This is a genomic window from Coprococcus sp. OM04-5BH (genome assembly GCF_003482105.1).
GTDB lineage: Bacteria > Bacillota > Clostridia > Lachnospirales > Lachnospiraceae > Coprococcus.
This window is the reverse complement of the sequence record NZ_QULM01000002.1, coordinates 167,326-193,767: the sequence shown is the minus strand read 5'-3', so window position 1 is coordinate 193,767 and position 26,442 is coordinate 167,326. Positions and strand designations below refer to the sequence as shown.

General features: G+C 41.6%; 22 protein-coding genes. 19 read left to right on the top strand and 3 right to left on the bottom strand.

What is annotated here, in order from left to right; all coding sequences use genetic code 11:
• The first annotated feature begins 40 nt into the window (after positions 1-40).
• The 8 genes from recG (at position 41) to DXB54_RS06340 (ending at position 8,907) form a co-directional block, all read left to right on the top strand.
• Positions 41-2,056: an ATP-dependent DNA helicase RecG gene (recG, locus tag DXB54_RS06375; protein WP_118694611.1), complete on the top strand. Its 2,016-nt coding sequence runs from the start codon at positions 41-43 to the stop codon at positions 2,054-2,056.
• Between the two features lie 16 nt (positions 2,057-2,072).
• Complete coding sequence (locus tag DXB54_RS06370; RefSeq protein WP_118694610.1) at positions 2,073-3,026, top strand: AAA family ATPase; 954 nt, start codon at positions 2,073-2,075, stop codon at positions 3,024-3,026.
• A complete protein-coding gene (locus tag DXB54_RS06365) occupies positions 3,027-4,148 on the top strand; it encodes a DUF58 domain-containing protein (protein ID WP_118694609.1) in 1,122 nt (373 codons plus the stop codon). It abuts the gene before it with no gap.
• Positions 4,138-5,367: a hypothetical protein gene (locus tag DXB54_RS06360; protein ID WP_021939084.1), complete on the top strand. Its 1,230-nt coding sequence runs from the start codon at positions 4,138-4,140 to the stop codon at positions 5,365-5,367. Before DXB54_RS06365 ends, DXB54_RS06360 begins: the two co-directional genes overlap by 11 nt.
• A gap of 88 nt (positions 5,368-5,455) precedes the next feature.
• Positions 5,456-7,012 (top strand): cellulase family glycosylhydrolase, encoded by a 1,557-nt coding sequence (locus DXB54_RS06355; RefSeq protein WP_021939085.1) that lies wholly within the window; start codon positions 5,456-5,458, stop codon positions 7,010-7,012.
• Positions 7,013-7,123: 111 nt separating this feature from the next.
• Positions 7,124-7,684, top strand: a complete 561-nt coding sequence (gene rsmD / locus DXB54_RS06350) for a 16S rRNA (guanine(966)-N(2))-methyltransferase RsmD (protein WP_021939086.1) — start codon at positions 7,124-7,126, stop codon at positions 7,682-7,684.
• Complete coding sequence (coaD, locus tag DXB54_RS06345) at positions 7,681-8,163, top strand: pantetheine-phosphate adenylyltransferase (RefSeq protein WP_021939087.1); 483 nt, start codon at positions 7,681-7,683, stop codon at positions 8,161-8,163. The genes rsmD and coaD overlap by 4 nt, the downstream gene beginning before the upstream one ends.
• 36 nt (positions 8,164-8,199) lie before the next feature.
• Positions 8,200-8,907: a hypothetical protein gene (locus DXB54_RS06340; protein ID WP_021939088.1), complete on the top strand. Its 708-nt coding sequence runs from the start codon at positions 8,200-8,202 to the stop codon at positions 8,905-8,907.
• A gap of 16 nt (positions 8,908-8,923) precedes the next feature.
• On the opposite strand, the gene DXB54_RS06335 is transcribed toward DXB54_RS06340, so the two are convergent.
• A complete protein-coding gene (locus tag DXB54_RS06335) occupies positions 8,924-9,817 on the bottom strand; it encodes a hypothetical protein (protein WP_021939089.1) in 894 nt (297 codons plus the stop codon).
• 59 nt (positions 9,818-9,876) lie between these two features.
• On the bottom strand, positions 9,877-11,157 hold the full coding sequence (locus tag DXB54_RS06330; protein ID WP_021939090.1) for a tRNA(Met) cytidine acetate ligase: 1,281 nt from the start codon (positions 11,155-11,157) through the stop codon (positions 9,877-9,879).
• A gap of 199 nt (positions 11,158-11,356) precedes the next feature.
• On the opposite strand from DXB54_RS06330, the gene recA reads away from it, so the two are divergent.
• The 6 genes from recA (at position 11,357) to DXB54_RS06295 (ending at position 17,929) form a co-directional block, all read left to right on the top strand.
• Positions 11,357-12,394, top strand: coding sequence for a recombinase RecA (gene recA / locus DXB54_RS06325; protein ID WP_021939091.1), 1,038 nt, complete (start codon positions 11,357-11,359; stop codon positions 12,392-12,394).
• Between the two features lie 19 nt (positions 12,395-12,413).
• Complete coding sequence (locus DXB54_RS06320) at positions 12,414-13,016, top strand: regulatory protein RecX (protein WP_021939092.1); 603 nt, start codon at positions 12,414-12,416, stop codon at positions 13,014-13,016.
• A 125-nt stretch (positions 13,017-13,141) separates the two neighbouring features.
• Entirely contained in the window at positions 13,142-14,686 is a 1,545-nt protein-coding gene (gene rny, locus DXB54_RS06315; RefSeq protein WP_021939093.1) for a ribonuclease Y, read from the top strand.
• Between the two features lie 104 nt (positions 14,687-14,790).
• Positions 14,791-15,339 (top strand): NUDIX hydrolase, encoded by a 549-nt coding sequence (locus tag DXB54_RS06310; RefSeq protein WP_021939094.1) that lies wholly within the window; start codon positions 14,791-14,793, stop codon positions 15,337-15,339.
• Between the two features lie 813 nt (positions 15,340-16,152).
• Entirely contained in the window at positions 16,153-17,031 is an 879-nt protein-coding gene (gene xerD, locus DXB54_RS06300; protein WP_021939096.1) for a site-specific tyrosine recombinase XerD, read from the top strand.
• 40 nt (positions 17,032-17,071) lie between these two features.
• Complete coding sequence (locus tag DXB54_RS06295; protein ID WP_021939097.1) at positions 17,072-17,929, top strand: formate/nitrite transporter family protein; 858 nt, start codon at positions 17,072-17,074, stop codon at positions 17,927-17,929.
• 175 nt (positions 17,930-18,104) lie between these two features.
• Here the strand turns inward: DXB54_RS06295 and aroC are convergent, their stop codons facing one another.
• Positions 18,105-19,202, bottom strand: a complete 1,098-nt coding sequence (gene aroC / locus DXB54_RS06290) for a chorismate synthase (RefSeq protein WP_118694724.1) — start codon at positions 19,200-19,202, stop codon at positions 18,105-18,107.
• A 367-nt stretch (positions 19,203-19,569) separates the two neighbouring features.
• Between aroC and rpsO the strand changes: the two genes are divergently transcribed.
• The 5 genes from rpsO to DXB54_RS06265 all read left to right on the top strand — a co-directional run bounded on the left by rpsO (position 19,570) and on the right by DXB54_RS06265 (position 26,414).
• Complete coding sequence (gene rpsO, locus DXB54_RS06285) at positions 19,570-19,836, top strand: 30S ribosomal protein S15 (protein WP_021939099.1); 267 nt, start codon at positions 19,570-19,572, stop codon at positions 19,834-19,836.
• A gap of 233 nt (positions 19,837-20,069) precedes the next feature.
• A complete protein-coding gene (locus DXB54_RS06280; RefSeq protein WP_021939100.1) occupies positions 20,070-22,187 on the top strand; it encodes a polyribonucleotide nucleotidyltransferase in 2,118 nt (705 codons plus the stop codon).
• Between the two features lie 19 nt (positions 22,188-22,206).
• Complete coding sequence (locus DXB54_RS06275) at positions 22,207-24,606, top strand: GH36-type glycosyl hydrolase domain-containing protein (RefSeq protein ID WP_118694607.1); 2,400 nt, start codon at positions 22,207-22,209, stop codon at positions 24,604-24,606.
• 199 nt (positions 24,607-24,805) lie between these two features.
• Entirely contained in the window at positions 24,806-25,420 is a 615-nt protein-coding gene (locus tag DXB54_RS06270; protein WP_118694606.1) for a ClpP family protease, read from the top strand.
• A gap of 115 nt (positions 25,421-25,535) precedes the next feature.
• Positions 25,536-26,414, top strand: a complete 879-nt coding sequence (locus DXB54_RS06265; RefSeq protein ID WP_118694605.1) for an undecaprenyl-diphosphate phosphatase — start codon at positions 25,536-25,538, stop codon at positions 26,412-26,414.
• The last annotated feature ends 28 nt before the right edge of the window (positions 26,415-26,442 follow it).

Below are 26,442 nucleotides of genomic sequence, written 5' to 3'. Positions count from 1 at the left end.
GCCGGATTGTCACTGATGGTTTATAACAGGGAGAACAGAGATGGTAATTGGTGATAGTGTTACAGCAGTAAAGGGTGTTGGAGAGAAGACCGCAGAGTCTTTTTCAAGGCTTGGGATTTTTACTGTGGAAGACCTTGTTAATTACTATCCAAGATCATATGTTAATTACAGCAGCCCTAAGGACATAGCTGACGTTTCATGCGGAGCAAGAGAGGCGGTATTTGCAGTTATAAATTCAAGGGTTGAGGTTAAGAAGGTGCGCAATATGACATTGTGCTCCGTTTATGCCAAAGATTTTACAGGGACAATTAAACTTACATGGTTTAATTGTCCTTTTCTGCGTAATTTTTTTCATATTGGTGAGAGCTATGTATTCGTGGGGGATGTGACCAGGAAGAATGGCATGCTTACGATGACCCAGCCTGAATACTATGTGAAGAATAAATATATGGAGCTGCTGTCTGTGTGGCAGCCGGTATATTCCTGTGTCAAGGGCGTGACCAGCAAGACCATACAGAAGGCTGTAAAAAACAGTGAGGCAGTGATAAAGCGTATGAAGGATTTCCTGCCGGAGGATATCAGAAAGAGAAATCATCTGATGAGTATGAGTGACGCTCTTATGAACATACATTATCCGGCAAATGAGGAGTCTCTGGTTGCGGCCATAAAGCGTATTGCCTTTAACGAGTTTATTGGTTTTCTCTACAATATGGACAGGAACAAAGAGAGCAACTCTGTAAATGAAAATCATTATGTGGTAAATAAGGATGTTCAGGTGGCAGAATTTATAGAGTCACTTCCCTATAAGCTCACCGGGGGACAGAAAAATGCGGTGGATGATGTGCTTTCAGACATGGCGTCAGACAGGATCATGAACAGGCTCATAGAGGGTGATGTAGGGTCGGGAAAGACAATAGTTGCAGCCATAGCATTATATGCCATGGCATTGTCGGGAAGACAGGGAGTCCTCATGGCACCTACGGAGGTGCTGGCAACCCAGCATTATAACGACCTTGTTAAGTTATTTGAACCTTATGATATAAAAGTTGTCCTGTTGTGCGGTTCTATGACGGCAAAGGAAAAAAGGCTTGTGTGCAGCGATATAAGTGAACACAGGGCAGACATAATAATAGGAACCCATGCCCTGATCCAGGAGAAGGTTACATATGATGAGCTGGGGCTTGTTATAACAGATGAGCAGCACAGATTTGGAGTGAGACAAAGAGAAAACCTGGCACTTAAGGGCTATAATCCCCATGTTATGGTCATGAGTGCCACACCGATACCCAGAACCCTTGCCATAATAATGTATGGTGATCTGGACATTTCGGTGATAAATGAGCTTCCTGCAGGAAGGATACCTATAAAGAACTGCGTGGTTGATTACAACTACAGGGAGACTGCCCACAAGTTTATCGGAAGTGAGGTGAAGAAGGGCCATCAGGCCTATATCGTGTGTCCTATGGTGAACCAGAATGAGGATATGGACGACGTGGCAAATGTAATTGATTACGCCGATGACCTGAAGAAATATTATGGAAATGAAGTGTCAGTAGCTTATCTACACGGAAAGATGTCCGGTGAGGAGAAGAGGCAGATACTTCAGGATTTCTATGATGGAACCATAGACGTACTGGTATCCACCACGGTTATAGAGGTTGGTATAAATAATCCTAATGCCACAGTCATGATGGTGGAGAATTCCGAGCGTTTCGGTCTTGCCGCCCTTCATCAGCTCAGAGGCCGCGTGGGAAGGGGCAGTAACCAGTCCTACTGTATATTCTTAAGTGGAAGCAAGAAGGAAGAGATAATGGACAGGCTTAACGTACTGGCAGAGTCCAATGATGGCTTCTACATTGCAAATGAAGATCTTAAGCGCAGAGGTCCCGGGGATTTCTTCGGAATAAGGCAGAGTGGTGAGTTTATGTTTAAGGTGGGTGATATCTATAACCACGCAGATATGCTTAGACTTGCCCAGGATGTATACCGGGAATATAAAGATAAACTGGATGTTGGCAGGATGGGAAATGCTATGACTGCCCAGACTGTATTATGATGTATTGGGAGAAGATATGGAGATCAAAGAAATTGCATCAAAGATAAAGCTTATAAAGGATAATATAAGTCGTGTAATAGTGGGTAAGGACAAAGCTATTGAGCTTATGCTGGTGTCTCTTCTTGCTGACGGACATGTGTTGCTTGAGGACAGACCGGGAACAGGAAAGACCACCATGGCAAGATGCCTTGCGGAAAGTATATCTGGTGTATTCAAGCGTGTTCAGTTTACCCCTGACCTGCTGCCGTCGGATATAACCGGAATTAATATATTTAATAGAAGCACCTCTGAGTTTGAGTTTGTGCCGGGACCGGTATTTGCCAATATATTGCTGGCTGATGAGATAAACCGTGCCACTCCGAGAACCCAGTCGGCACTTCTTGAGGCAATGGGTGAGAGGCAGGTAAGTACAGACGGAGTTACCAGAGCTTTGACAGAGCCTTTTTTTGTTATTGCAACAGAAAACTCCATTGAAAATGCAGGCACATATCCGCTTCCTGAGGCAGAGCTTGACAGATTCTCCATGAAGATAAGCATGGAGGACACAGACAGTAATGAGGAGCTTGCCATAATAAACAGATTTATCGCAGGAGAAAAGGAGATAAAGATAGAAAGTGTTGTGGATATTTCTGATATTATGGAAATGAAGAAAAGCATCAAGGGTGTATTTGTCCATGAATGTGTAAAGAAATATATAGTTGACATAATTATGGGAACCAGGAAAAATCCTCATATTTCATGTGGCGCCAGCTCCAGAGGAACGCTGATGTTAGCCGGGTGCAGTCAGGCATATGCTGCCATGAGGGGGCGTGGATATGTTGAACCGGATGATGTGAGAGCTGTTGCACCTTATGTGCTGGGACACAGGATCATAGCCGTCAATTCCATGGGAGATACGAGAAATTCCTACAGACTGATTGAGAATATTGTAGGGGAGATACAGGTTCCTGTTGAAAGTTGGGAAAGATAAATGGTACTTGTTGTTTCGGCTGTTATATGTATATGTATATATTATGCTCAGCAAAAAATATTTAAAAAGAACTGGGACAGGCGGCTGGATGTTGACGTTTCCTTTTCGGTTCCCCATATGGAGATCGGTGAGAAGGCATACATATCAGAACGGATAAATAATGCCAAGGTGCTACCGCTTACAGTACTTCATGTTAAATTCGCCGTGTCCAGATATCTTGAGTTCTGTGACAGGGTGAATACTGATGTTACGGATATGAATTACAGGAATGACGGATTTTCTGTAATGAGCAATGAAAAGATAACCAGAAATATAGATTTTGTTGCAAGAAAACGTGGATTTTATTCCATAAGCTCTGTAAGCATTATTGCCAGGGATTATTTTATGGTGAAGCAGTATGCCAGATATCTTAAGCTTGATGCCGGTGTGTATGTATTCCCTTTGGCGTATCCATATGACAGGATAGAGGACAGCATGAATGATATCCTTGGGGAGATAGAGGTCAGGAGACGGCTTATGCCCGACCCATTTGCCTATGCAGGTATAAGGGAGTATGTGTACGGAGACAGCATGAGAAGTATCAACTGGAAGGCATCCGCCATGAATGACAGGCTTATGGTGAACAAGCATAACAGTGTGTGCAGCGGAGTCGTAAGGATACTTCTTAATCTGGAGCCTCATTCCATGATCAGGCCGGAGAAGCTTCAGGAGGTAAGCATAAGTCTGGTGAGGACTGTGGCTGAAAGCCTGGTTGGCAGGAAACAGGATATTGAATTTTATTCAAATGGCAGGGATATCCTTGAAACTAAGGAGAATTGTATGTTTAAGGGCAACGGATCCGAGGCTCTTAAATCTGTAAATAAATGCCTGGCCAGGATAAACGGCAACAGCGGTATTCAGGATTTTTATGAGGTGCTGGACAGGGAAGTGAGAAATGTGGATCCTGATATATATTATGTGGTGATTTCCCCTTATTATAAGGCTGATCTGTTACAGAAGCTTGATCATATGTGGGCAAATGGCGTAGGTATAAGTATGCTGGTGCCATATTATGATATAAACGGCTTTGAGTCTGTTCGGGGATATATGAAGGGAGTGGAGATAGGGTATAATGAAACATAAGCTGTATGCAGGCAGAAGGATACTTGCATGTATATATGATGTTCTGTATTCTGTTCTACTGTACTTTTTCTTCTGTGTCATATGTGTGAAACAGGAACCGAGGACATGGGATATGGTATATATTGCAGGGATATTTGCTTTGTCCTGGGTTATCAGGGAAATGGTACCTTACTATTTCCTTATGGAAGCACTGCATTTGATTCTTGTTGTCCCCTTGTTTTTTCCGGTATTCACAGTTGGATACAGGATATTTTTCGGACTGCTCATATTTCACAATGCAGGTGAGTCAGTCATATACAACAGACGCGGAATGAACCTGAAGAAGGTGGATGATGTGCCATGGGTCATGTTCTTAACCTGTCTCATCATATACATATACGGAGTATATGTGGGAAGCGGTCTTTTAAAGAATGTGGCATTTGCGTTCCTGCTGGTGCTGCTTCTTTGTTATCTTCTTAGCATGTATGCGGAAGGAATAGATAAGTATATCGGTTGTACCGCTGATACAGAAATGATACCATTCAGAAACATAATAAGGATAAATTCCGGCTTTGTTATCACCTTTCTTTTGATATTTTCCCTGTGCTTCTTTGTATCCAGGGTTGATATGGTTGAGAGGATCTTTAACAGGATGCTTGATATGATAGTTACCGTGGTGAAGTACATAGGCGCTGCCATATATCTGGCATATCATTTCCTGTACAGCTTCGTGTCGTATACGGGACAGGCGTCTTCGGGAGCTGATACGGTGCAAAACGAAAGAAGCCGGCAGGCGTCGGGGTATGTGGGAGAAAACTTTGATGTGCTGTTATACTTCGTAATGACCGTGCTTGCACTGTATTTAATGTACAGACTGATCAGGTGGATGTTAAAAAGGGTAATGGCAAGACGTGTCCGGACTGACATAGTAGAAAAGGCTGATATGAGTGTGGACTATGATGTGGAGAAAAAGAATGTGTTCCAAAGGATAAAGGAGCAGTTAAGCCTTGAGGAGAGGTTCAGAAAGATCTACAGATATGCGGTTATGAACTACAGGTATGATATAACACTTAAGGCTCAGATGACCACCAGGGACATAGATACTGCCATAGAGCAGACCACAGATGAAGATTTCAGTCATGTGTCAGATGTGTACCGCAGGGTAAGGTACGGAAGAGGACGAGCCGGTGTAAAGGAAATGTCGGAGTTAAACAGAGCCATAAGAAAAATAAAGCGTTAAGTGATATAGAGCATGACAAATATTGTATAAAAACTTGCTATGTAGCCGAAGACAAATTTTAAATAGGCTGAAGTTCAAGGAGGAGAGAATGATGAAGGATAAGAAAAGTAAGATAATGCTTGGGGTGATAATCGGACTTGTACTTGTTATAGGGGTACTTACAGCGGTTATTATTTCATTATCAGGAAAAAAGGATGACAAAACAGGTAATGACGATACGGTTCCTTATGTATCTACAGAGGCAGCTACGGAAAGCGCAAAGGATGAGGGGGAAGATACTTCATCAGAGGAGAGCACGGAAGCGGCTTCGAAGGATGTGGAGATGTTGTATTATGCCAGCATTTCGGACAATTCTTCATGGCAGGAAAACGGTAAGAACGCCGCAACCAAGAATGTGATCATTTACAATAAGGACAAGAAGGATGTTACTGGCTGGAAGATCGAGCTGGTATTTGCATCGGAGCCTGAGCTTGCGGATATATGGGGCGGCAAGGCAGAGGTAAACGGCGATACCATTACAGTAGTGGGATATGATTATACTGCTGAACTTAAGGCAGGTGGAAATGTTAATTTTGGCTTCAATGTGAAGGCTGATGATGTTACAGTGAAGGACTACAGGCTGTATATAAATGGCGAGTTATATACAGGTACAGAGAAGAAAGAGACCGAAACTGAGGAAGCGGAGGCAGAGGCTGAAAGTAAAAAGAAGCCCGAACCGGAGAGTGGCACACCTGTTGAAAATCATGGAAAGCTCAGCGTAAAGGGCACTGATCTTGTGGACAAAAACGGCGATAAGTACCAGCTTAAGGGATTAAGTACTCATGGAATGACATGGTTCCCACAGTATGTAAGTGAAGAAACATTCAAAACCTTAAGGGACGACTGGGGGGCAAATCTCATCCGACTTGCCATGTATACCGATACAGGCGACTCCTATGGTTATTGCAGCGGAGGAGACAAGGCTGAGATAAAGAAGCTTCTTGATGACGGAGTTGGCTATGCATCAGATCTTGGTATGTATGTGATAATCGACTGGCACATATTAAATGACAATAATCCTAATAATCATATTGAGGACGCTAAGGATTTCTTTAATACGGTTTCAAAGGAATACGCAGAGTATGACAACGTGCTTTACGAGATATGTAATGAACCTAACGGCGGAACCACATGGACCGATGTTAAGAGCTATGCGGAGACTATAATACCGGTTATAAGGGCAAATGACAAGGATGCCATCATCATAGTTGGCACACCTACCTGGTCACAGGATGTGGATATTGCGTCAGAGAATCCTGTAACAGGATATGACAATATAATGTATGCTGCCCACTTCTATGCGGCAACTCACAAGCAGGAGCTGAGGGATAAGATAAGCAAGGCTATAGACAACGGTCTTCCTGTATTTATAAGTGAGTTCAGTATATGTGATGCATCGGGAAACGGAGCCATAGATTATAATGAGGCTGATGCCTGGTTTGAATTTATCGATAAATATAATTTGAGCTATGCATCCTGGAGCCTGTCTAACAAGGCGGAGACTGCTTCCCTGTTCTCATCGTCTTCAACGACGGTATCAGATTTCAGTGAATCGGACATATCCGACACAGGAAAATATATAAGAGATAAAATACTTGGTAATTAGTTATGTAAATTAATGGTTGACAAAATCCAACATTTATATAAAATATACATTGTGTTTGGCTTGGAATTTGGTCAGACATAGCAGAGTATAAGGGTAGAATAAGACAGACATATGAGAGTGATATCAGGAACAGCAAGAAGTTTAAAATTAGAAACTATTGATTCGCTGGATACAAGACCCACAACAGACAGGATAAAGGAAACCTTGTTTAACATGATAAATGTACTTATGCCTGGATGTAGGTTCCTTGATCTTTTTGCAGGAAGCGGAGCCATAGGTATTGAGGCTCTGAGCCGTGGTGCAGCCGGTGCTTGTTTTGTTGAAAACAGCAGAAAGGCAGTGGCGTGTATAGAGAGAAATCTTGAATTTACCAATCTTGGCGAGAATGCTGTTGTGTACAAGAGAGACGCGGTGGGAGTGATCGATCTTCTTGAAAGCAAGGGACTTGTGTTTGATGTTATCTTCATGGATCCGCCTTATGGTAAGTTACTTGAGAAGAGAGTTCTGTTGAGGCTGTCAGCTTCCGGTATCGTTGACGTTGATACGGTTGTGATCGTAGAGTCTGATATTGATACAGAGTTTGATTATTTGTATGATGCTGGTTTTGAGGTGTACAAATCAAAAGTGTACAAGACAAACAAGCATACATTTATCCGCAGGAGACTGATATGAGCAGAGCAATATATCCGGGAAGCTTCGACCCGGTTACTTTAGGACATCTGGATATTATAAAGCGTTCGGCAGATATATTTGACGAGGTGATAGTGGGGGTTTTGAACAATACTCAAAAAACGCCGTTGTTTTCCGTGACTGAACGTGTTAATATGTTGAATGAGGCTGTGGCGGGTATCCCGAATGTTACAGTAAAAAATTTTGACGGACTATTGATAGATTTTGCAAGAGACAATGATATTAATGTTCTGGTGAGGGGACTTCGTGCCGTTACAGACTTTGAATATGAGCTCCAGATAGCCCAGAGCAACAGAAAGGTTGCTCCGGATATTGACACAGTATTTCTTACAACAAGCATTGAGTATGCGTATCTGAGTTCAAGTATAGTAAAGGAATATGCCAGATACGGTGTTTGCGTTGATGGTTTTGTTCCTGAGTGTGTTTTGCAGAAGCTTAAAGAGAAATATACAATAGAGTAGCAGTGTGTACAGTTAATTATTAGGAGGATAAGAAAAATGGGTAAGAAGAGCATTGAAGATATGATTGGTGAGATTGAGATATTTATTGAGAACTGTAAATTCCAGCCATTATCTTCCAGCAAGATCGTTGTTCCAAAGGAAGATCTGCTCCAGATGTTGGATGAATTAAAGATGAAGCTCCCTGGGGAGATAGATAGATGTAAGAAGATCATGAGAAACAAGGAAGCTATCCTTGCTGATGCCAGAACTCGTGCTGATTCTGTTGTTACAGAGTCTATCGCTCAGGCTAACAAGCTTGTTGAGCAGAGCCAGATAGTTGAGCTTGCCAACATTCGTGCGAATGAGATCGTTGAGACAGCAAGGGCACAGGCTGACCAGATCATGTCAGAGGCGAATGCCCAGGCTAACGAAGTAAGACTTGGTTCAATGTATTACTCAAAGGATCAGGTTGTGGGTATACAGAATTTCCTTGCTGCTACTCTTGAGGCAGAAAAGGCAAATTATGAGAACCTTATTGCGTCACTTCAGTCAGAGCTTGATACAGTTACAGGAAATGTTGCAGAGCTTAACACAAGCATTGCATCTATGAATGGTGATACAAAGCTTGTGCCTGAGGAGGATGAGAGTGCCGCAACAGCTGCTCCTGAGGAGAAGTTTAATGTGTACGGCGATGCAGGTTACTCGGATGATGTTGATTTTGATGAGGATGATGAAGATTACGATGAGGATTTCCTTGACGAGTAATCAGATCGACGAGTGATTATATCATGGTAAGCAACAGGTGCAGTGCGACTGACGCTATGGCACATGTTATTTTAGATGTTGTATAGAATAATAAAGACAGTCCGGATTTTCTTAGGAAATGTCCTGCCTGGAGGATGGCACATACTCCTCCGAAGGATGTTAAGAAGATGATCAGGGCTGTTTTTATTTTGTCTGCAATTATAAGGCCTTCAAGAAGGAGACTTCCCTTTGTGATCTCAAGCATAGGAAGTACAAAGTTTACATAACTATTACTGTGACTTATATATTCTATGATATTAGACAGTATGGAGAAAATGATTATGTATATGCCGATCATGGTTATTGCCTTTATTGATGACATAAGAGGATCCTCAGGTGATTTCCTGCAGGGAATCACTGCTTCATTTTTTTGCATGTGGGAGATAGTGGCAGCAGATTCGTTTGTTCTTTCATTATGTGTCTGATGGAGCACCAGGTATGCGAGACAGAATAACAACTCCGGCGCATACAGACATATAAGCATGTGGGGCAGGCTTGCTCCCAGAGGACTTATAATGGGATATATGTATCCAAATAAAAACATGGGACTTATGTTGTTGCACAGGGGCATAAGGGCATATACTGTTTTTTTGTCGGTCTGATGACTTCCTAACAGGTTACAGCAGGTCAATGCTCCTGTTGGGAAGCCGCAGAACAATCCTGTTATGAGCATTGTTAAGATGGATCTTTTTTGGGATATGTTTTTTAAGGACAGATAGGATGTGTAAAGGGACGTAAGCAGAAGGAAGGGCAGTATCACAGGAAGAGCAGAGTCATACCATACCAGCAGACCTTCACGACATCCTTCAATAATGACTTTGTTGTTTATACAGGAAAATAAAACACATATGATAAATATAACTGAGATCATGATGATGGATACTCTTTTTTATTTATTATATGTGCTTTTTGCCTGTTATATTATTCGTGTTAATATATTGGTATATTTGCAGTGAAATCGTTCGGAAGTATCTCTCCGAACTTGTTGTAGATCATATTGTTGTATATATTTGTAGCCATCAGGTCATATTTCATCTGAAGGGAGCCTATGATTTCAGGGGCGGTATCCGCCATTTTGGTGATGACAGGAACAGTGGCCTTGCTTTTGATTTCCTTTAACATAGCTCCTGAGTCTTTTCTGAAGGACAGGAGCCTTGCATATCTTATATAGCCGTCTGCCTTTTCTCTTTGAAATTCCTCACCGGTAACTCCGAATATATAGTGAACAAGAGCCCTGCATACTCTGGTGTAAGTATAGTTCCTGGTCTTAAGGGCTCCGGCAACATTACTTATAGTGTCGTTTACCGGCAGCTTTTTCAGACGGTTTTCAATCTCTGTGGACATGTCATATATTTCTGTACCTGTATATTTGCCGTTCGGATTTATGTTGCCATATTTTTTGCCATTCGGGTTGCCATTCGGATCTGCTGTATTTGAAAACAATCTTTTGTGCTGCAGCAATTGTGACATGTCATCGTGATATACCGGCAGCCTTCTGTTGAAGTTGTCTGCAATAAAACTATAGACAGCCTCCGGCACATTGCCCTTGATATTGCTGTAGCTTCCGGAGTCATATATTGCCCGGTTAATGGCGCTGGCGGAGGACACGGCAGGATTAAGCTCTGTGCTGTTGTAATCGGAATATTTTCTTGTTATTATCACCGGCTTGATATGGGAGCCGGTTTTCTTAAGGGCTGTACAGTATTCTATGGCAAGAATGTTGTTAGGTTTGTTTATTATAGCCGCACAGGTATCACCAAATACCTCCGACAGGGCAGCTGCTCTGGCTGAGGCGAAGGAATGACCGCTCTTTAACAGGCTTTTAAGGCGTAGGCTGTATTCCTCAGGTTCTTCTGTCATCAGTTGGGATATCTCATCAAAAAGCTCCGGCGCGTTGTCCTCGGCTCCGAAGGCTACATAGTCCACTGCACCAAGGCTGTTGAGCAATGATATTCCTGCTGCTGCAAATTCCCCTGCACCGGATACTGCGTATATGAAGGGAAGCTCGAACACAGCGTCAAGCCCACAGGATACGGCGAGAAAGGCACGGCTGTACTTGTCGCAGAAGGCAGGAAGTCCTCTCTGGAGAAAATTTCCGCTCATTACGGACAGGGCATGGTCTGCACCGGTAAGCTCTTTGGCTCTGTTTAAATGCAGCATATGACCGTTGTGGAAGGGATTGTATTCTGCGATTATACCTACTGTGGACATTTGGTTCCTCCGTTTTCTAAATAATTTATGATCAGTTTATTATATATTAATTATATCCTGTTGTAAAATGTAGTATAATCAAAAAGCGTTATGATCTGGATTTTTTATTATTTACAGTTGAAAAAGTATTGACAAAGTAACCGTAGTTGTATAATATGTAGTTAAATCGAACAGATGTTCATAGGAGGAGAATTGTATTATGGCAGTAAATAATGAAGAGAGAATAAAGGCACTTGACGCCGCACTGGCACATATAGAGAAGCAGTATGGTAAGGGATCGGTTATGAAGCTTGGGGATTCAGCTTCCAACATGAATATTGAGGTTATTCCTACCGGATCTTTAAGTCTTGATATAGCACTTGGACTTGGCGGTATCCCAAGAGGAAGGATAATCGAGATCTTCGGACCTGAGTCATCAGGTAAGACAACTGTTGCCCTTCATGTGGTTGCAGAGATACAGAAGCGTGGCGGAATTGCAGGATTTATTGATGCAGAGCATGCCCTTGATCCTACATATGCCAAGAATATAGGCGTTGATATCGACAATTTGTATATTTCACAGCCTGATTGCGGAGAGCAGGCACTTGAGATAACAGAGACAATGGTAAGATCGGGAGCTGTTGATGTGGTGATCGTTGACTCGGTTGCAGCCCTTGTTCCAAAGGCAGAGATAGATGGTGAGATGGGAGATTCCCATATGGGTCTCCATGCAAGACTTATGTCACAGGCATTAAGAAAGCTTACAGCTGTTGTCAGCAAAACAAACTGTGTGGTTATCTTCATCAACCAGTTAAGAGAGAAGGTTGGTGTAGTGTTCGGTAATCCTGAGGTTACCACCGGTGGACGTGCGTTAAAGTTTTACGCTTCCGTAAGAATGGATGTAAGAAGAATAGATACACTTCGCGTAAGCGGCGAGATAGTTGGTAACAGAACAAGAGTTAAGGTTGTTAAGAATAAGGTGGCTCCACCATTTAAGGAGGCTGAGTTTGATATTATGTTCGGTAAAGGTATATCAAAGACGGGAGATATACTTGATCTGGCAGTAGAACATAATATCGTGAACAAGGCAGGCGCATGGTATGCATATAAGGGTGATAAGATAGGCCAGGGACGTGAGAATGCAAAGCTGTACCTTTCTGAGCATGAGGATGTATGCAATGAGATAGAGGCACTTGTACTGGAGAAGGTTGGTATAGGTAATACTGATTCTAAGCAGGAAGAGAATAAAGAGGAATAAAGAGGACTAAATTTTATCCATGCAGGTTACTGAATTAAAGAAGCTTTCAGAGGGCAAGTATGTTCTGTACACAGACTATGAGCCTTATTCCGTGGTATATACTTCGGATATAAGGCGGCTTAAGCTGATTGTGGGAGAGGAAGTGGATACTGCCGTTCTGGATAACTTCAGGAAAGAATACCTTTATAAGAGAGCCATGAACAGAGCTGTTGGATGTATAAAATGCGCCGACAAGTGTGAGGCAGAACTGAGAAAGAAGCTGAAAGAGTATTATTGCGACCAGGATATAATCGATGCCACCATGAATAAATTAAAGGAATACGGTTATATTGATGACCTTAGGTATAGCAGAGCATATATTAGGAGCCGCATTAATAAAAAGGGCATTAATGTCATAAGCTATGAGCTTATAGCAAAGGGAGTACCGGGAGATATCATAGATGAGGCCATATCCCAGTCAGATATTCCGGATGAGAAAGGAACCATTATGAGGGTGCTTGAAAGACGGTATGATGTTCATGACTGTCTTGAAAAAAGGGACAGGATCATTGCTTTTTTTCTGCGAAAAGGTTTTAAGTACAGAGATATAAAATTATGCATAGATGAGTATACAGGTGTGTAATTCCTTTGCTTATTTGGTTAAAGTATACATAAAAGATTAGATTTTACTTGACATAATTCACAAAAAATAATAAAATATCAATGTTGTATTCTTGTACAATGAAAACTAAATAAGGAGGTGCTCCTGTGGGATATTATATAATCGAAGGCGTTATTGCCCTTGTCCTTATTGTTGTTGCCTGGTTTGTTGCCATAGCATATCGTAAGAATATTGCAGAGGCTAAGATCGGTACAGCAGAAGAGCAGGCTAAGGAGATTATAAATGAAGCTCAGAAGACCGCCGAAGCTAAGAAGCGTGAAGCAATGCTTGAAGCCAAAGAAGATGCTCTCAAGACACGTAATGAACTTGAAAAAGAAGTAAAGGACAGACGTGGCGAGTTATCCCGTATGGAAAAGAGAATACTTGCCAGGGAAGAGAACATCGACCGTAAGGCAGAGGCTGTTGAAAAGAAAGAAAACAGTCTTGCGCAGAAGGAAAACGCTATTGAGAAGCAGAAGGCAAAGATCGATGAGCTACAGGCAAAGAAACTACAGGAACTTGAAAGAATTTCAGGATTAACCTCTGAACAGGCAAAAGAATACTTATTAAAGACTGTTGAAGATGAAGTAAAGCATGAAACAGCAGTTATGGTCAAGGAATTAGAAACCAGAGCAAAAGAGGAAGCTAACAAAAAGGCGAGAGATTATGTTGTCACTGCCATTCAGAAATGTGCAGTTGATCATGTATCCGAGACAACTATCTCATTAGTACAGTTGCCTAACGATGAAATGAAGGGTAGAATTATCGGTCGTGAGGGAAGGAATATCCGTACTCTTGAGACAATGACAGGTGTAGATCTTATAATTGACGATACACCGGAAGCAGTAATTTTATCAAGCTTTGATCCGGTAAGACGTGAAGTGGCAAGAATTGCCCTTGAAAAGCTTATTGTGGATGGAAGAATTCATCCTGCCAGAATTGAAGAGATGGTAGAAAAAGCGCAGAAGGAAGTTGAAACTATGATGCGTGAAGAGGGTGAAGCAGCTGTATTAGATGTGGGTATTCATGGTCTCCATCCAGAATTGGTGAGACTTCTTGGTAAGATGAAATTTAGAACAAGCTATGGTCAGAATGCTTTAAAACATTCTGTAGAAGTAGCACATCTTTGTGGTTTATTGGCCGGCGAAATAGGTGTTGATGTTAAGGTTGCCAAGCGTGCAGGACTTCTCCATGATATTGGTAAGTCCATCGACCATGAGATTGAGGGATCACATGTACAGATAGGTGCAGATCTTTGTAGAAAATACAAGGAGTCAGCTATTGTTGTTAATGCGGTTGAGGCTCATCATGGTGACGTTGAACCTGAATCTCTTATTGCATGTCTTGTTCAGGCTGCAGATACGATTTCTGCTGCAAGACCGGGCGCAAGAAGAGAGACACTTGAGACTTATACAACAAGACTTAAGAAGTTAGAAGACATTGCTAACTCTCATAAGGGTGTTGATAAGACATTTGCCATTCAGGCAGGTAGAGAAATTCGTGTAATGGTAGTTCCTGAGCACGTTAGTGATTCTGATATGGTATTACTGGCAAGAGATATTGCGAAGCAGATTGAGGCTGAGCTTGAGTATCCTGGTCAGATTAAAGTTAATATTATTAGAGAGTCTCGCGTAACTGATTACGCAAAATAAATAAGAGGGTGCAGACAAATTTGTCTGCACCTTTTTCGTTATGTAATGATGTCTATGCCATCCAGTAGGAGGAGCATATCCGATTGTAAGGATGAGGTGCGACTATGGAATGTAATAAATATAAAAGAATAAAAAAGGAGCTTGCCTACAAGGCACATATATTTGACGTATATAACGACTATCTTGTGCTTCCGGATGGCAGAGAAGTGGTATATGACCTGATAGATCATGTGGACGGAGCCTGTATACTTCCGATCACAGATGACGGCAGGGTATATCTTGTGAAGCAGTACAGGAACACCCTGGACAGGCTTACATATGAGGTGCCGGCAGGCTGCATGGAGCCCGGCGAGAGCCCTGAGGAGTGTGCTGTGCGTGAGACAAGGGAGGAAACAGGCCTTGTTCCTGGAAAGAGGATATTCATAACAAAGACTATTCTTGCTGTTGGTACCAGTAATGAGCAGACATATATTTATCTTGGTACAAAGCTTGAGAAAACAGACCGCCATATGGATGAGAATGAATTTATTGATGTATGTCTTTTTGATATGGAACAGGTTGATCGCATGATAAGAAGAGGGGAGATCGTTGATTCAAAAACCCTGATCGCTATATATGCTTATAGGGCAATCAGGGAAGATGGTAAAAGGTGATCCATAAAACAGCAGAGTAAATAAAAAGGATAGACATAAAAGAATGATTTTAAGAGAATTACTTCTAAAGAATAACTCATATAATTTCGGAAAGATAATAAAATAATATATAGCCTGAAATATGTATATATGGTTTCAGACAGCAGAACAATTGTGGAGTGGCTTATGAACAGGACTTGTTTCTATGTTATGTATTATCTGGGACTTTTATCTGGGTCTTTTCTTGTGTGCGGTAACACTGTGATCACAACGATATACAATAATGCATTTCAAAATATGAAAACAGCCCAGATATTGTTGGTGATAAATCTTGTGATGGTACTTATGTTTTTCTTTTTGAGCTTTGTTCCGCTTAAGTATTCGGTGCAGATTGTGACCGTTGTATTTACATTTTCAACGGCATGCATTGTCACGGGACGGTTCGATGACAGGATACTGTTCTATCAGATAAGGGCGCTTGCCCCATATGTGTTGTCGGCAGTTCTGTATTATGTTTCAATTCTGTTACTGCTGATTGATCAGCCGATTAACAAAAATTATAGTAAACCACTTTTTTTACAGGCTAAAAGCAGGCGGATGGCACTTTTTATTACATTTATGTTAACAAATCTTGTCACTCAATTAAAAATTTTGAAATTTTTTTGAAATTATTTTTGACAATATCTAGTATACATAAATTATATTGATACATTATTTGGTACATTTTACCAAAAAACTCGAAAAAGTTGTAATACAGGGCAAAAAATTATGTTTGATTTTATTGTAAATTGTATTTATAATGTTAACTAGTCAACATAACAAGGGGAAGAACAAGTGGAACAATTAATAGATCAATATGTGATTTTCTTGAAAGATACGAAGAAGTCCAGAGCTAATACGGTGGCTTCATATAAGAGAGATTTGATGAAGTTTAATCACTATTTTATGGAAACCGGAATAACGGATATCAAGGATATTAATGAGACGAAGGTCAATTCGTATGTGCTGTATATTGAGAAACAGGGGATGTCAGCGGCAACCGTGTCGAGGAACGTGGCATCGATCAAGTCATTCTATAATTTCCTCATTAAGGAAGGAATTGTAGACAGCAATCCTTGTGATACGGTTAAGACACCTAAGATCGAGAAGAAGGCACCTGACGTATTGACAGTTGAAGAGGTTACAAAGCTCCTTGAGCAGCCGGGAGACAGGACGCCAAAAGAGATAAGGGACAGGGCAATGCTTGAACTGCTCTATGCTACAGGTATAAGAGTTACTGAGCTTGTTACTCTTAAGAAGGCGGATGTGAACTTAAGTCTTGGTTACATAGAGTGTCACGATGCCAACAAGTCCAGAATAATACCTATTGAGGATGCTGCCCAGAATGCAGTGGGCAGATATTTAAACGAAGTGCATGATGAGATGTGCAAGGATAGTGATTATCTGTTTTCTAACTGCAAGGGTGCACCTATGACAAGGCAGGGCTTCTGGAAGATAATTAAATATTATGCCAACAAGGCTGGAATTGAGAAGGATATTACCCCACATATGATCAGGCACTCATTTGCATCACATCTTGTAAATAACGGTGCGGATCTGAAGGCTGTGCAGGAAATGCTCGGACATGCAGATATATCTACAACTCAGATATATCTGAACAGCAAGCAGAGCAGGCTTAAGGAAGAGTACAGAAAGGCCCATCCAAGAGCTTAATAAATGAAATACATAAAAGACACAGGAGATAATATCAAAAATGGAAATGAATTTTTTTAACCCTACCCAGATTGTTGAAAACAACATTAAGACCGGAGTGACAAAAGCCAATCTGAATGTGATCAAGATGATGATAATGGGATTTTTCGCAGGCTTATTTATTGCTATCGGCGCAGAAGGTTCTAACCTTGCCATACATACGGTAAGCAATGTGGGGCTTTCAAGAACCCTGGCGGGAGCAGTGTTCCCGGTGGGACTTATGCTGGTGATAATAATCGGAGGTGAGTTATTTACAGGCAACTGTATGATCATTATGGCAGTTGTGGATGGTAAGGCAAGGCTTACAGGAATGTTAAAAAACTGGATCCTTGTATACTTAAGCAACTTCCTTGGTGCGTTATTTGCAGCCTATGCGGTATTTGCATCAGGACAGTTCGATTATTCAGATGGTGGGCTTGGAGCTTTCACAATAAAGGTTGCCATGGGTAAGACAGGGCTTAGCTTTGATAAGGCATTTTTCTCAGGAATAATGTGTAATATCCTTGTATGTCTTGCAGTTCTTATGTGTTCTGCGTCAAAGGATATCATCGGTAAGATATTTGCAGCATTTTTTCCAATCATGGTCTTCGTAATATCAGGATTTGAGCACTGCGTTGCCAATATGTACTATATTCCGGCGGGGATGATTGCAGCTACAAATGACAAATACGTGGACAAGGCATGCGAGCTGTACGGATATACAGCAGATCAGATACATTCGCAGCTTAATGTGTATGGATTTGGAGTTAAGAATCTTATACCTGTTACGCTTGGTAACATCGTAGGAGGTTGTGTGGTAGTTTCTCTCGGGCTTTACGCTATATGGAAGATAGGAAAAAGTAAAGAGGAGATTAAATAAACCGGATATCATTATCAGGGGACATGAACACTTATCCAGTATAAGTTTCATTGTATAAATATTATGTGAAAAAACCTCAGGACTCATATGTCCTGAGGTTTTTTGAATCTTTTTTTGTATTTGATCATGATTTTTTTGATCAAAATTATTTTATGATGGTTTTCATAATTTGATATTATGAATAGAAATCTATGATCTTGTCAAGCCTTGAACTCATATTATCAAATAATAGATCAAGAACGGTTATGGCAGCCATGGACTCAACCACAACTACTGCACGAGGTCCGATTATAGGATCGTGTCTGCCTTTTATGGATACTTCAATATTCTCGCCACTTTTATTTATAGTATGCTGGGTGGATGCAATGGATGGGGTGGGCTTGAAGTGAGCCTTTATGACGATGTCACTTCCATCGCTCATTCCGCCGAGGATTCCTCCGGCATGGTTGCTCTGCTTGGACACTTTGCCATCCTTCATGGAGAAGTTGTCGTTGTTGTAGCTTCCCTGATTTTCCGATACCATACAGCCATCCCCAATTTCAATGGCTTTTACTGCACCTATTGACATTATTGCCTTGGCAAGGTTGGCATCAAGCTTGTCAAATACCGGTTCACCTATTCCGGCAGGCATGCCTTTTATGATGCACTGGACAGAGGAGCCTATGGAATCATTTGCAGCCATGATGTCGGACAGAAGAGCAGAGGCTCTTTCGTAGCTGTCCTTATCGGGCATATAAAGCTCGTTCTGCATTATGTATTCTCTGTTGAAGTTCTCAGGAGACACTTGGACATCGCCGATAGATGATACATAGGTGGTTATCTCTATGCCTAACTGTTTAAGTATCTTGGCTGCGATAGCCCCGGCTGCCACACGTCCTATGGTCTCTCTTCCTGATGAACGTCCACCGCCTCTGTAGTCTCTGAAGCCGTATTTCTCATCAAAGGTGTAATCTGCATGTCCGGGTCTGTAGTAGGTTGCTATGTCACCATAGTCCGATGAACGCTGGGATGTATTGTGGACTATCATGGAAATAGGGGTGCCGGTTGTCCTGCCCTCGAATATTCCGGATAATATCTCTACTTTATCCGATTCTTTTCTTGGAGTTGAAAACTGGGAAAATCCCGGCTTTCTACGATCAAGATATATCTGTATATCATTCTCATCAAGTGTGAGACCTGCGGGACATCCGTCAACTACCACCCCAAGGGCTTTGCCGTGGGATTCTCCCCAGGTTGTTATGGAAAATTTATTACCTATTGTTGATCCTGCCATATTATATACCATTTTCACAGGCCTGTTATATTCCGTGATCTGAGGCCCGATGCATGATCACGGCGTATGTGACTTATCAAAATAACAATATCTCGTAAACGGTGCTTTATATTCCCTGTGTGATGAGCCCTGCATGATGAACACTGTGTGATGTACATGTTATAATGGAGTCTATACTGTGTTTTGAGTTACCGTAACATTATAACTGACATGAATATAGCTTTCAACAAAAAATAAGCAAAAAAGACTTTACTTTGCGGGTTTTTTATGATACCTTAATCAAGGTCAGCCAATGCTTAGTTACAGGATACTCCAACCTGTTGCTCAGTTTTGGCCGTGTATTATAATATTTAGGAGGTTTGTTACAATGATAACAAAGGAACAGAAGCAGGCAATCGTAGAAAAGTATGGTAAGGATGCACAGGACACAGGTTCAACTGAGGTACAGATCGCACTTCTTACAGCAAGAATCAATGACTTAAACGGTCACTTCAAGGCTAATCCTAAGGATCATCACTCAAATCGTGGTCTTCTTAAGATGGTTGGTCAGAGAAGAAACCTTCTTGCATACCTTAAGAGCAAGGACATCAATCGTTACAGAACATTAATTGAGAGCCTTGGTTTAAGAAAGTAATTTCTATAGCGGCAAAAAAGATACGCTCCATCGGTAGTAATACCGGTGGAGTTTTTATTATGGCAAAATTATTTTATATACTGTTGTCTTTTTGGCGGCTCTATGATAAAATTTAAAAGATTGTGATAAGACATATCGAGACTTCTATAAAGATTATCGGTTTACGGTAGTTTTTGTAGTTGTTTCGACGTCTTTCACAATACAATTATAATTCGGATAGGAGAAAAAATAATATGAGCAAAGAGTTTAAGAGATACTCTATGGAACTTGCAGGAAGAACACTTACAGTTGATATCGGCAGGGTAGCGGCACAGGCAAATGGTGCAGCATTTATGCACTACGGAGACACAACAGTACTTTCAACAATAACAGCGTCAGAGAAGCCAAGAGACGGTATTGATTTCTTCCCGCTCAGCGTTGAATACGAAGAGAAGATGTATGCTGTAGGAAAGATTCCGGGAGGATTTAATAAGAGAGAGGGCAAGGCTTCAGAGAATGCTGTCCTTACATCAAGAGTTATAGACAGACCTATGAGACCTCTGTTCCCTAAGGATTACAGAAATGATGTTACACTTAACAATATGGTAATGTCAGTTGATCCTGAGTGCAGACCTGAGCTCGTAGCAATGCTTGGTTCAGCTATTGCAACATGTATTTCAGATGTTCCTTTCTGCGGACCATGTGCAATGACACAGGTAGGTCTTGTAGACGGTGAGTTTATCATCAACCCATCACAGAAACAGTGGGCAGAGGGAGATCTTAAGCTTACAGTTGCTTCAACAAGCGAGAAGGTTATCATGATTGAGGCAGGAGCTAATATAGTTCCTGAGGCTAAGATGATCGAGGCTATTTACCTTGCTCATGATGTAAATCAGACCATCATTGAGTTCATTAACAAGATCGTTGCTGAGATTGGTAAGCCAAAGCATTCATATGAGAGCTGTGCAATTCCTGAGGAATTATTTGCGGCAATGAAAGAGATCGTTACACCTGCTGAGATGGAGGTTGCTGTATTCACAGACGAGAAGCAGGTAAGAGAAGAGAATATAAGACAGATCAGAGATAAGTTTGAGGAAGCATTTGCAGATAATGAAGAGTGGCTTGCACTTGTTCCTGAAGCACTTTACCAGTATCAGAAGAAGACTGTAAGAAAGATGATCTTAAAGGATCACAAGAGACCAGACGGACGTGCCATCGACCAGATCAGACCGCTTGCAGCCGAGGTAGATATCGTGCCTAGAGTACATGGCTCAGCAATGTTCACAAGAGGACAGACACAGATCTGTAACGTATGTACACTTGCCCCACTTTCAGAGATCCAGAAGATCGACGGACTTGATGAGAATGTTACATCAAAGAGATATATGCACCATTACAACTTCCCTTCATATTCAGTAGGTGAGACAAAGGTTTCAAGAGGTCCCGGACGTCGTGAGATCGGACATGGTGCCCTTGCTGAGAGAGCTCTTCTTCCTGTACTTCCATCACCTGAGGAGTTCCCATATGCAATAAGAACAGTATCTGAGACATTTGAGTCAAATGGTTCAACATCAATGGCATCAACATGTTCATCATGTATGTCACTTATGGCTGCCGGTGTTCCTATCAAGAGCATGGTTGCAGGTATCTCATGCGGTCTTGTTACAGGTGATACAGATGATGATTACATCGTGCTTACAGATATCCAGGGACTTGAGGACTTCTTCGGCGATATGGACTTCAAGGTAACAGGTACAACAGAGGGTATCACAGCTATTCAGATGGATATTAAGATACATGGCCTTACAAGACCTATAGTTGAGGAGGCTATCAGAAGAACAAGAGAGGCAAGACTCTTCATCATGGATACATGTATGAAGCCTGCTATTTCTGAACCAAGACCAAACGTAAATGAGTACGCACCTAAGATCGTACAGATCAAGATCGATCCTGATAAGATCGGTGAGGTTATCGGACAGAGAGGTAAGACTATCAACACTATCATTGAGGAGACAGGCGTTAAGATTGATATCGATGATGAGGGAAGAGTATCAATCTGTGGTGTTGATCAGGACGGCATGGACAAGGCCATCAATATGATCAAGATGATAGTTGAGCCACTTGAAGTAGGAAAGAACTACGCAGGTAAGGTAGTTAAGGTTATAGAGTGCGGTGCCATCGTATCACTTGCACCTAACAAGGATGGACTCATCCATATTTCAAAGCTTTCAGACAAGCATGTAAATAAGGTTGAGGATGTTGTAAATGTAGGCGATGACGTAACTGTTAAGGTCATCAAGATCGATGAGAGAGCCGGAAGGATAAGCCTTAGTCTTAAGGATGTAAAGGAAGGCACAGGTTCAGCAGAATAATAAATAAGGGGGTAAGCTAATGAGATTTGGCTATTTTGATGAAGCAAATAAGGAGTACATCATAGACAGACCTGATACTCCCGCACCATGGGCGAACTATCTCGGTTCTCCTGAGTATGGTGCTATCATATCAAATAATGCGGGTGGTTACAGCTTCGAGAAATCAGGAGCAAACGGCAGGATCATAAGATATATATTTAATAACTTTGACCAGCCGGGAAGATATGTTTATTTAAGAGATGACGAGTCAAAGGATTACTGGTCTGCTTCATGGCAGCCTGTAGGCAAGGATCTTGAGACATACAAGAGCGAGTGCCATCATGGTACTGCCTACACTAACATCAAAGCTGAGTATTCAGGAATCAATTCAGAGGTGCTTTATTATGTGCCTCTGGATAAGACTTATGAAGTATGGAAGGTAAAGGTGACAAATGCTTCCGATGTTAAGAGGAGGCTTACAGTCACCGGCTTCTGTGAGTTCACAAATGACAACAATTATGAGCAGGATCAGGTAAACCTTCAGTACACACTGTTTATAACAAGAACATTCTTTGAGAACAACAAGATAATGCAGTTCATAAATGAAAACTGTGTTGACAGCCCTGTAAATGGAAATTCTGCAGTTCAGAGATTTTTGGGTCTTGCAGGTGCACCTGTTGATACATATTGTGGTGACAAGGAGGAGTTCCTTGGAAGATATCACACATATGCGGATCCTGTAGGTATTATAAACGGAGACTGCGGCAACAAGCTTAATTACAACGGTAACGGTTGTGGTGCATTAAGCACAAAGCTTGAGCTTGAGCCGGGCGAGACTAAGGAATTTGCATTTGTTCTTGGAATGAAGAATGGAAAGGCTGCAGACGAGATACTTTCCCGCTATGAGGACAGTGTAAAGACTTGTGCGGATGAGCTTAAAGAGCTTAAGACATACTGGCATGGCAAGTTAAATAACTTCCAGGTGCATACACCTAGTGATTCATTTAACAATATGATAAATACATGGAATTCATATCAGTGCTTCATGACATTTATATGGTCAAGAGCAGCTTCCTTCTCATACTGTGGTCTGAGAAACGGATATGGATACAGAGATACAGTTCAGGATATTCAGGGTGTTATTCATCTTGATCCTGAAATGGCATTGGAGAAGATCAGATTTATGCTTTCAGCCCAGGTTGACAATGGCGGAGGACTTCCGCTGGTTAAGTTCAACCACAATGCAGGACATGAGGATACTCCGGATGATCCTTCATATGTACAGGCAACAGGTCATCCTGCTTACAGAGCAGACGATGCACTGTGGCTGTTCCCAACTGTATACAAGTATATTGCCGAGACGGGAAACGTTGATTTCATCGACGAAGTTATATTATTCGCAAATGGCGGCGAGGGAACTGTATACGAGCACTTAAAGAGAGCTATTGACTTCTCAATGAACAGACTTGGAGACAATAACATGCCGGCAGGTCTTCATGCAGACTGGAATGACTGCTTAAGACTTGGAAAGCGCGGAGAGTCAACATTCGTTGCCATGCAGCTTTATTATGCCATGACTGTTATCAAGAAGTTCGCAGAGCAGAAGAATGATGAAGAGTATATTAAGTATATAGATAAGATCCAGTCAGATCTTTATAACACTATCCAGGAGAAGTGCTGGGAGGATGACAGATATATCCGTGGTTATAAGGAAGGCGGAATGGTCATCGGTTCAAAGCATGATCCTGAGGCGAGCATGTGGCTCAATCCACAGAGCTGGGCTGTTATAAGCGGTCTTGCAAGCAAGGAACAGGCAGAGACAGCTCTTGAGACTGTACATAAGGAGCTTAACACAGAATATGGTGTAAGACTTATGTATCCACCTTACAGGAAGCATGCCTTTGACGGGGCACTTATGATACTGTTCAATGCAGGTACTAAGGAGAATGCAGGTATATTCTCACAGCCACAGGGATGGATAATCCTTGCCGAGGCTCTTATGGGACATGGAAACAGAGCCTTTGAGTACTTTAATGAAACATCACCTGCTTCCATGAACGACAGGGCAGAGATAAGAAAGCTTGAGCCATATTGCCATGGACAGTTTACTGAGTCTGTGGGAAGCCCTTACGAGGGAAGAGCTCATGTTCACTGGCTTACAGGAACAGCTTCCACATGTATGGTGGGCTGCGTTGAAGGTATCCTTGGTATGAGACCTGATTTTGGCGGCTTACAGATAGCACCTTCTGTTCCTTCTGATTGGAAGGAGTTTACTATCGAGAAGAATTTCCGCGGAAGGAAGCTTAACATTAAGGTATTAAATCCAGACGGACACGAAAGCGGCTGTACATCAATGGTTGTAAATGGCAAGGCATATGATGGAAATTATATTCCTGCAGCAGACCTTCAGGATGTAAATGAGATAGTATACACAATGTAATAGTATTTTATTTCAATATAAGGACATATTAAAAAGAGAGGCTTATGCCTCTCTTTTTGTTATGGCAATGAGTCAAGTGCAACATGCTTGCATGGTTGCATTTGACGATTGCTAATCAGCGGATAAAACTCGCAAAGCGTGCTTTATTGCTGTTATGTAATGATGTCATGTTATCGTTGCCGAAGAAGGAGTAGAAAACATGGATAAAGGGATAGCCGTTATAAATATATTTGGGGAGGTAGAGGGACACAATTCCTTGCCCGGAGGTGCGAAAACCACAAAATATGAGGAGATAATACCATGGTGTGCCGGAATAGAGTTGAATGATGATATAAAAGGGGTTCTTGTACTTATAAATACCACAGGAGGAGATGTGGAGTCGGGGCTTTCCATAGCAGAGGCTCTGGCGTCCGTAAGCAAGCCGGTGGTGACAGTGGTGCTTGGAGGAGGCCACTCCATAGGGGTGCCCTTGGCGGTGGCAGGAGATTATTCCTTCATAGTAAAATCAGCCACCATGATAGTCCATCCCATAAGAGTTGCAGGGGTGACGCTTGGAGCCAGACAGAACTTTTACTACATTGAGAAAATGCAGGATCGTATAATAGATTTTATAGTGTCTCATTCCGATATAACGGAAAATCAGGTAAAGGCTCTTATGTTTAATACAAAGGAGCTTTCAAAGGATATAGGTTCGGTGCTGGTGGGAGCCCAGGCGGTCAAATGTGGCATAATAAAATCAGAAGGCGGGTTGTCTGATGCAGTTAATAAATTGTATGACTTGATAAAAAATGAAAATGATAGTAGAATATCGTAGGGTATCTATTGTATCGATTTTTACAGGGAAACTTGGCATGCAGCATCAGACATTTAGCTAAGATGGATTTTTGATGGGCTGATGTTCCAAAAAAATGGGAGATAAAAGATAAAATATGAATTTACTACAGGCTATAATAATGGGAATAATCCAGGGTGCAACGGAATTTCTCCCGGTGAGCAGTTCGGGACATCTTGCCATATTCAGAAACATATTCCATATGAATACTGACACAGGGATACTGTTTGATATACTTCTTCATCTTGGAACCCTGGTGGCTATAATCATAATATACAGAAGAGACATAGGCGAGCTTCTCATAGAGGGCTTTACCATACTTGGACTGGTATTTGTGAATATCGGAAGATTTATCAATAATCTTTATAAGACCAAGAAGAAAAAGAAATATGTGAAGATCGCTACAACACCATACAGAAGATTTGTCATACTTGTATTATTTTCAACCTTTGTTACTATGTGCATAGCACTTCCTTTTGAACATTTTATAGGAAATGCAGGAAATACACTGCTGATACCGGGAATATGTCTTGTGGTAACATCAGCGGTGTTATACATAGCAGATAATTTAAGGGTTGGAAATAAAAATGCTTCCACTGCAACCTATAAGGACTCAGTTATGGTGGGACTGGCTCAGGGAGCTGCAACTCTGCCCGGACTGTCACGTTCAGGAAGTACTATTGCGGCAGGGCTTGCCTGTGGTTTTACAAGGGAATTTGCAGTGAAGTATTCTTTTATAATGTCTATTCCTGCAATACTTGGAGCCTGTATCCTGGAGCTTCCGGATCTTGCCGGTGCCAAGCTGTCAGGCGGGAAGATATTTAACTACATAGTAGGAATGATAGTTGCCGGAGTGGTTGGATTCGTGTGCATAAAATTTATGCTCCGGATTGTTAAAACTAATAAATTTAAGGGATTTTCAATATATTGTCTGTGTGCCGGACTGATCTCCATAGTGTGCTACATGGTTTTATAAGATGTATTGAAGTGTGAGGATGGTTTAA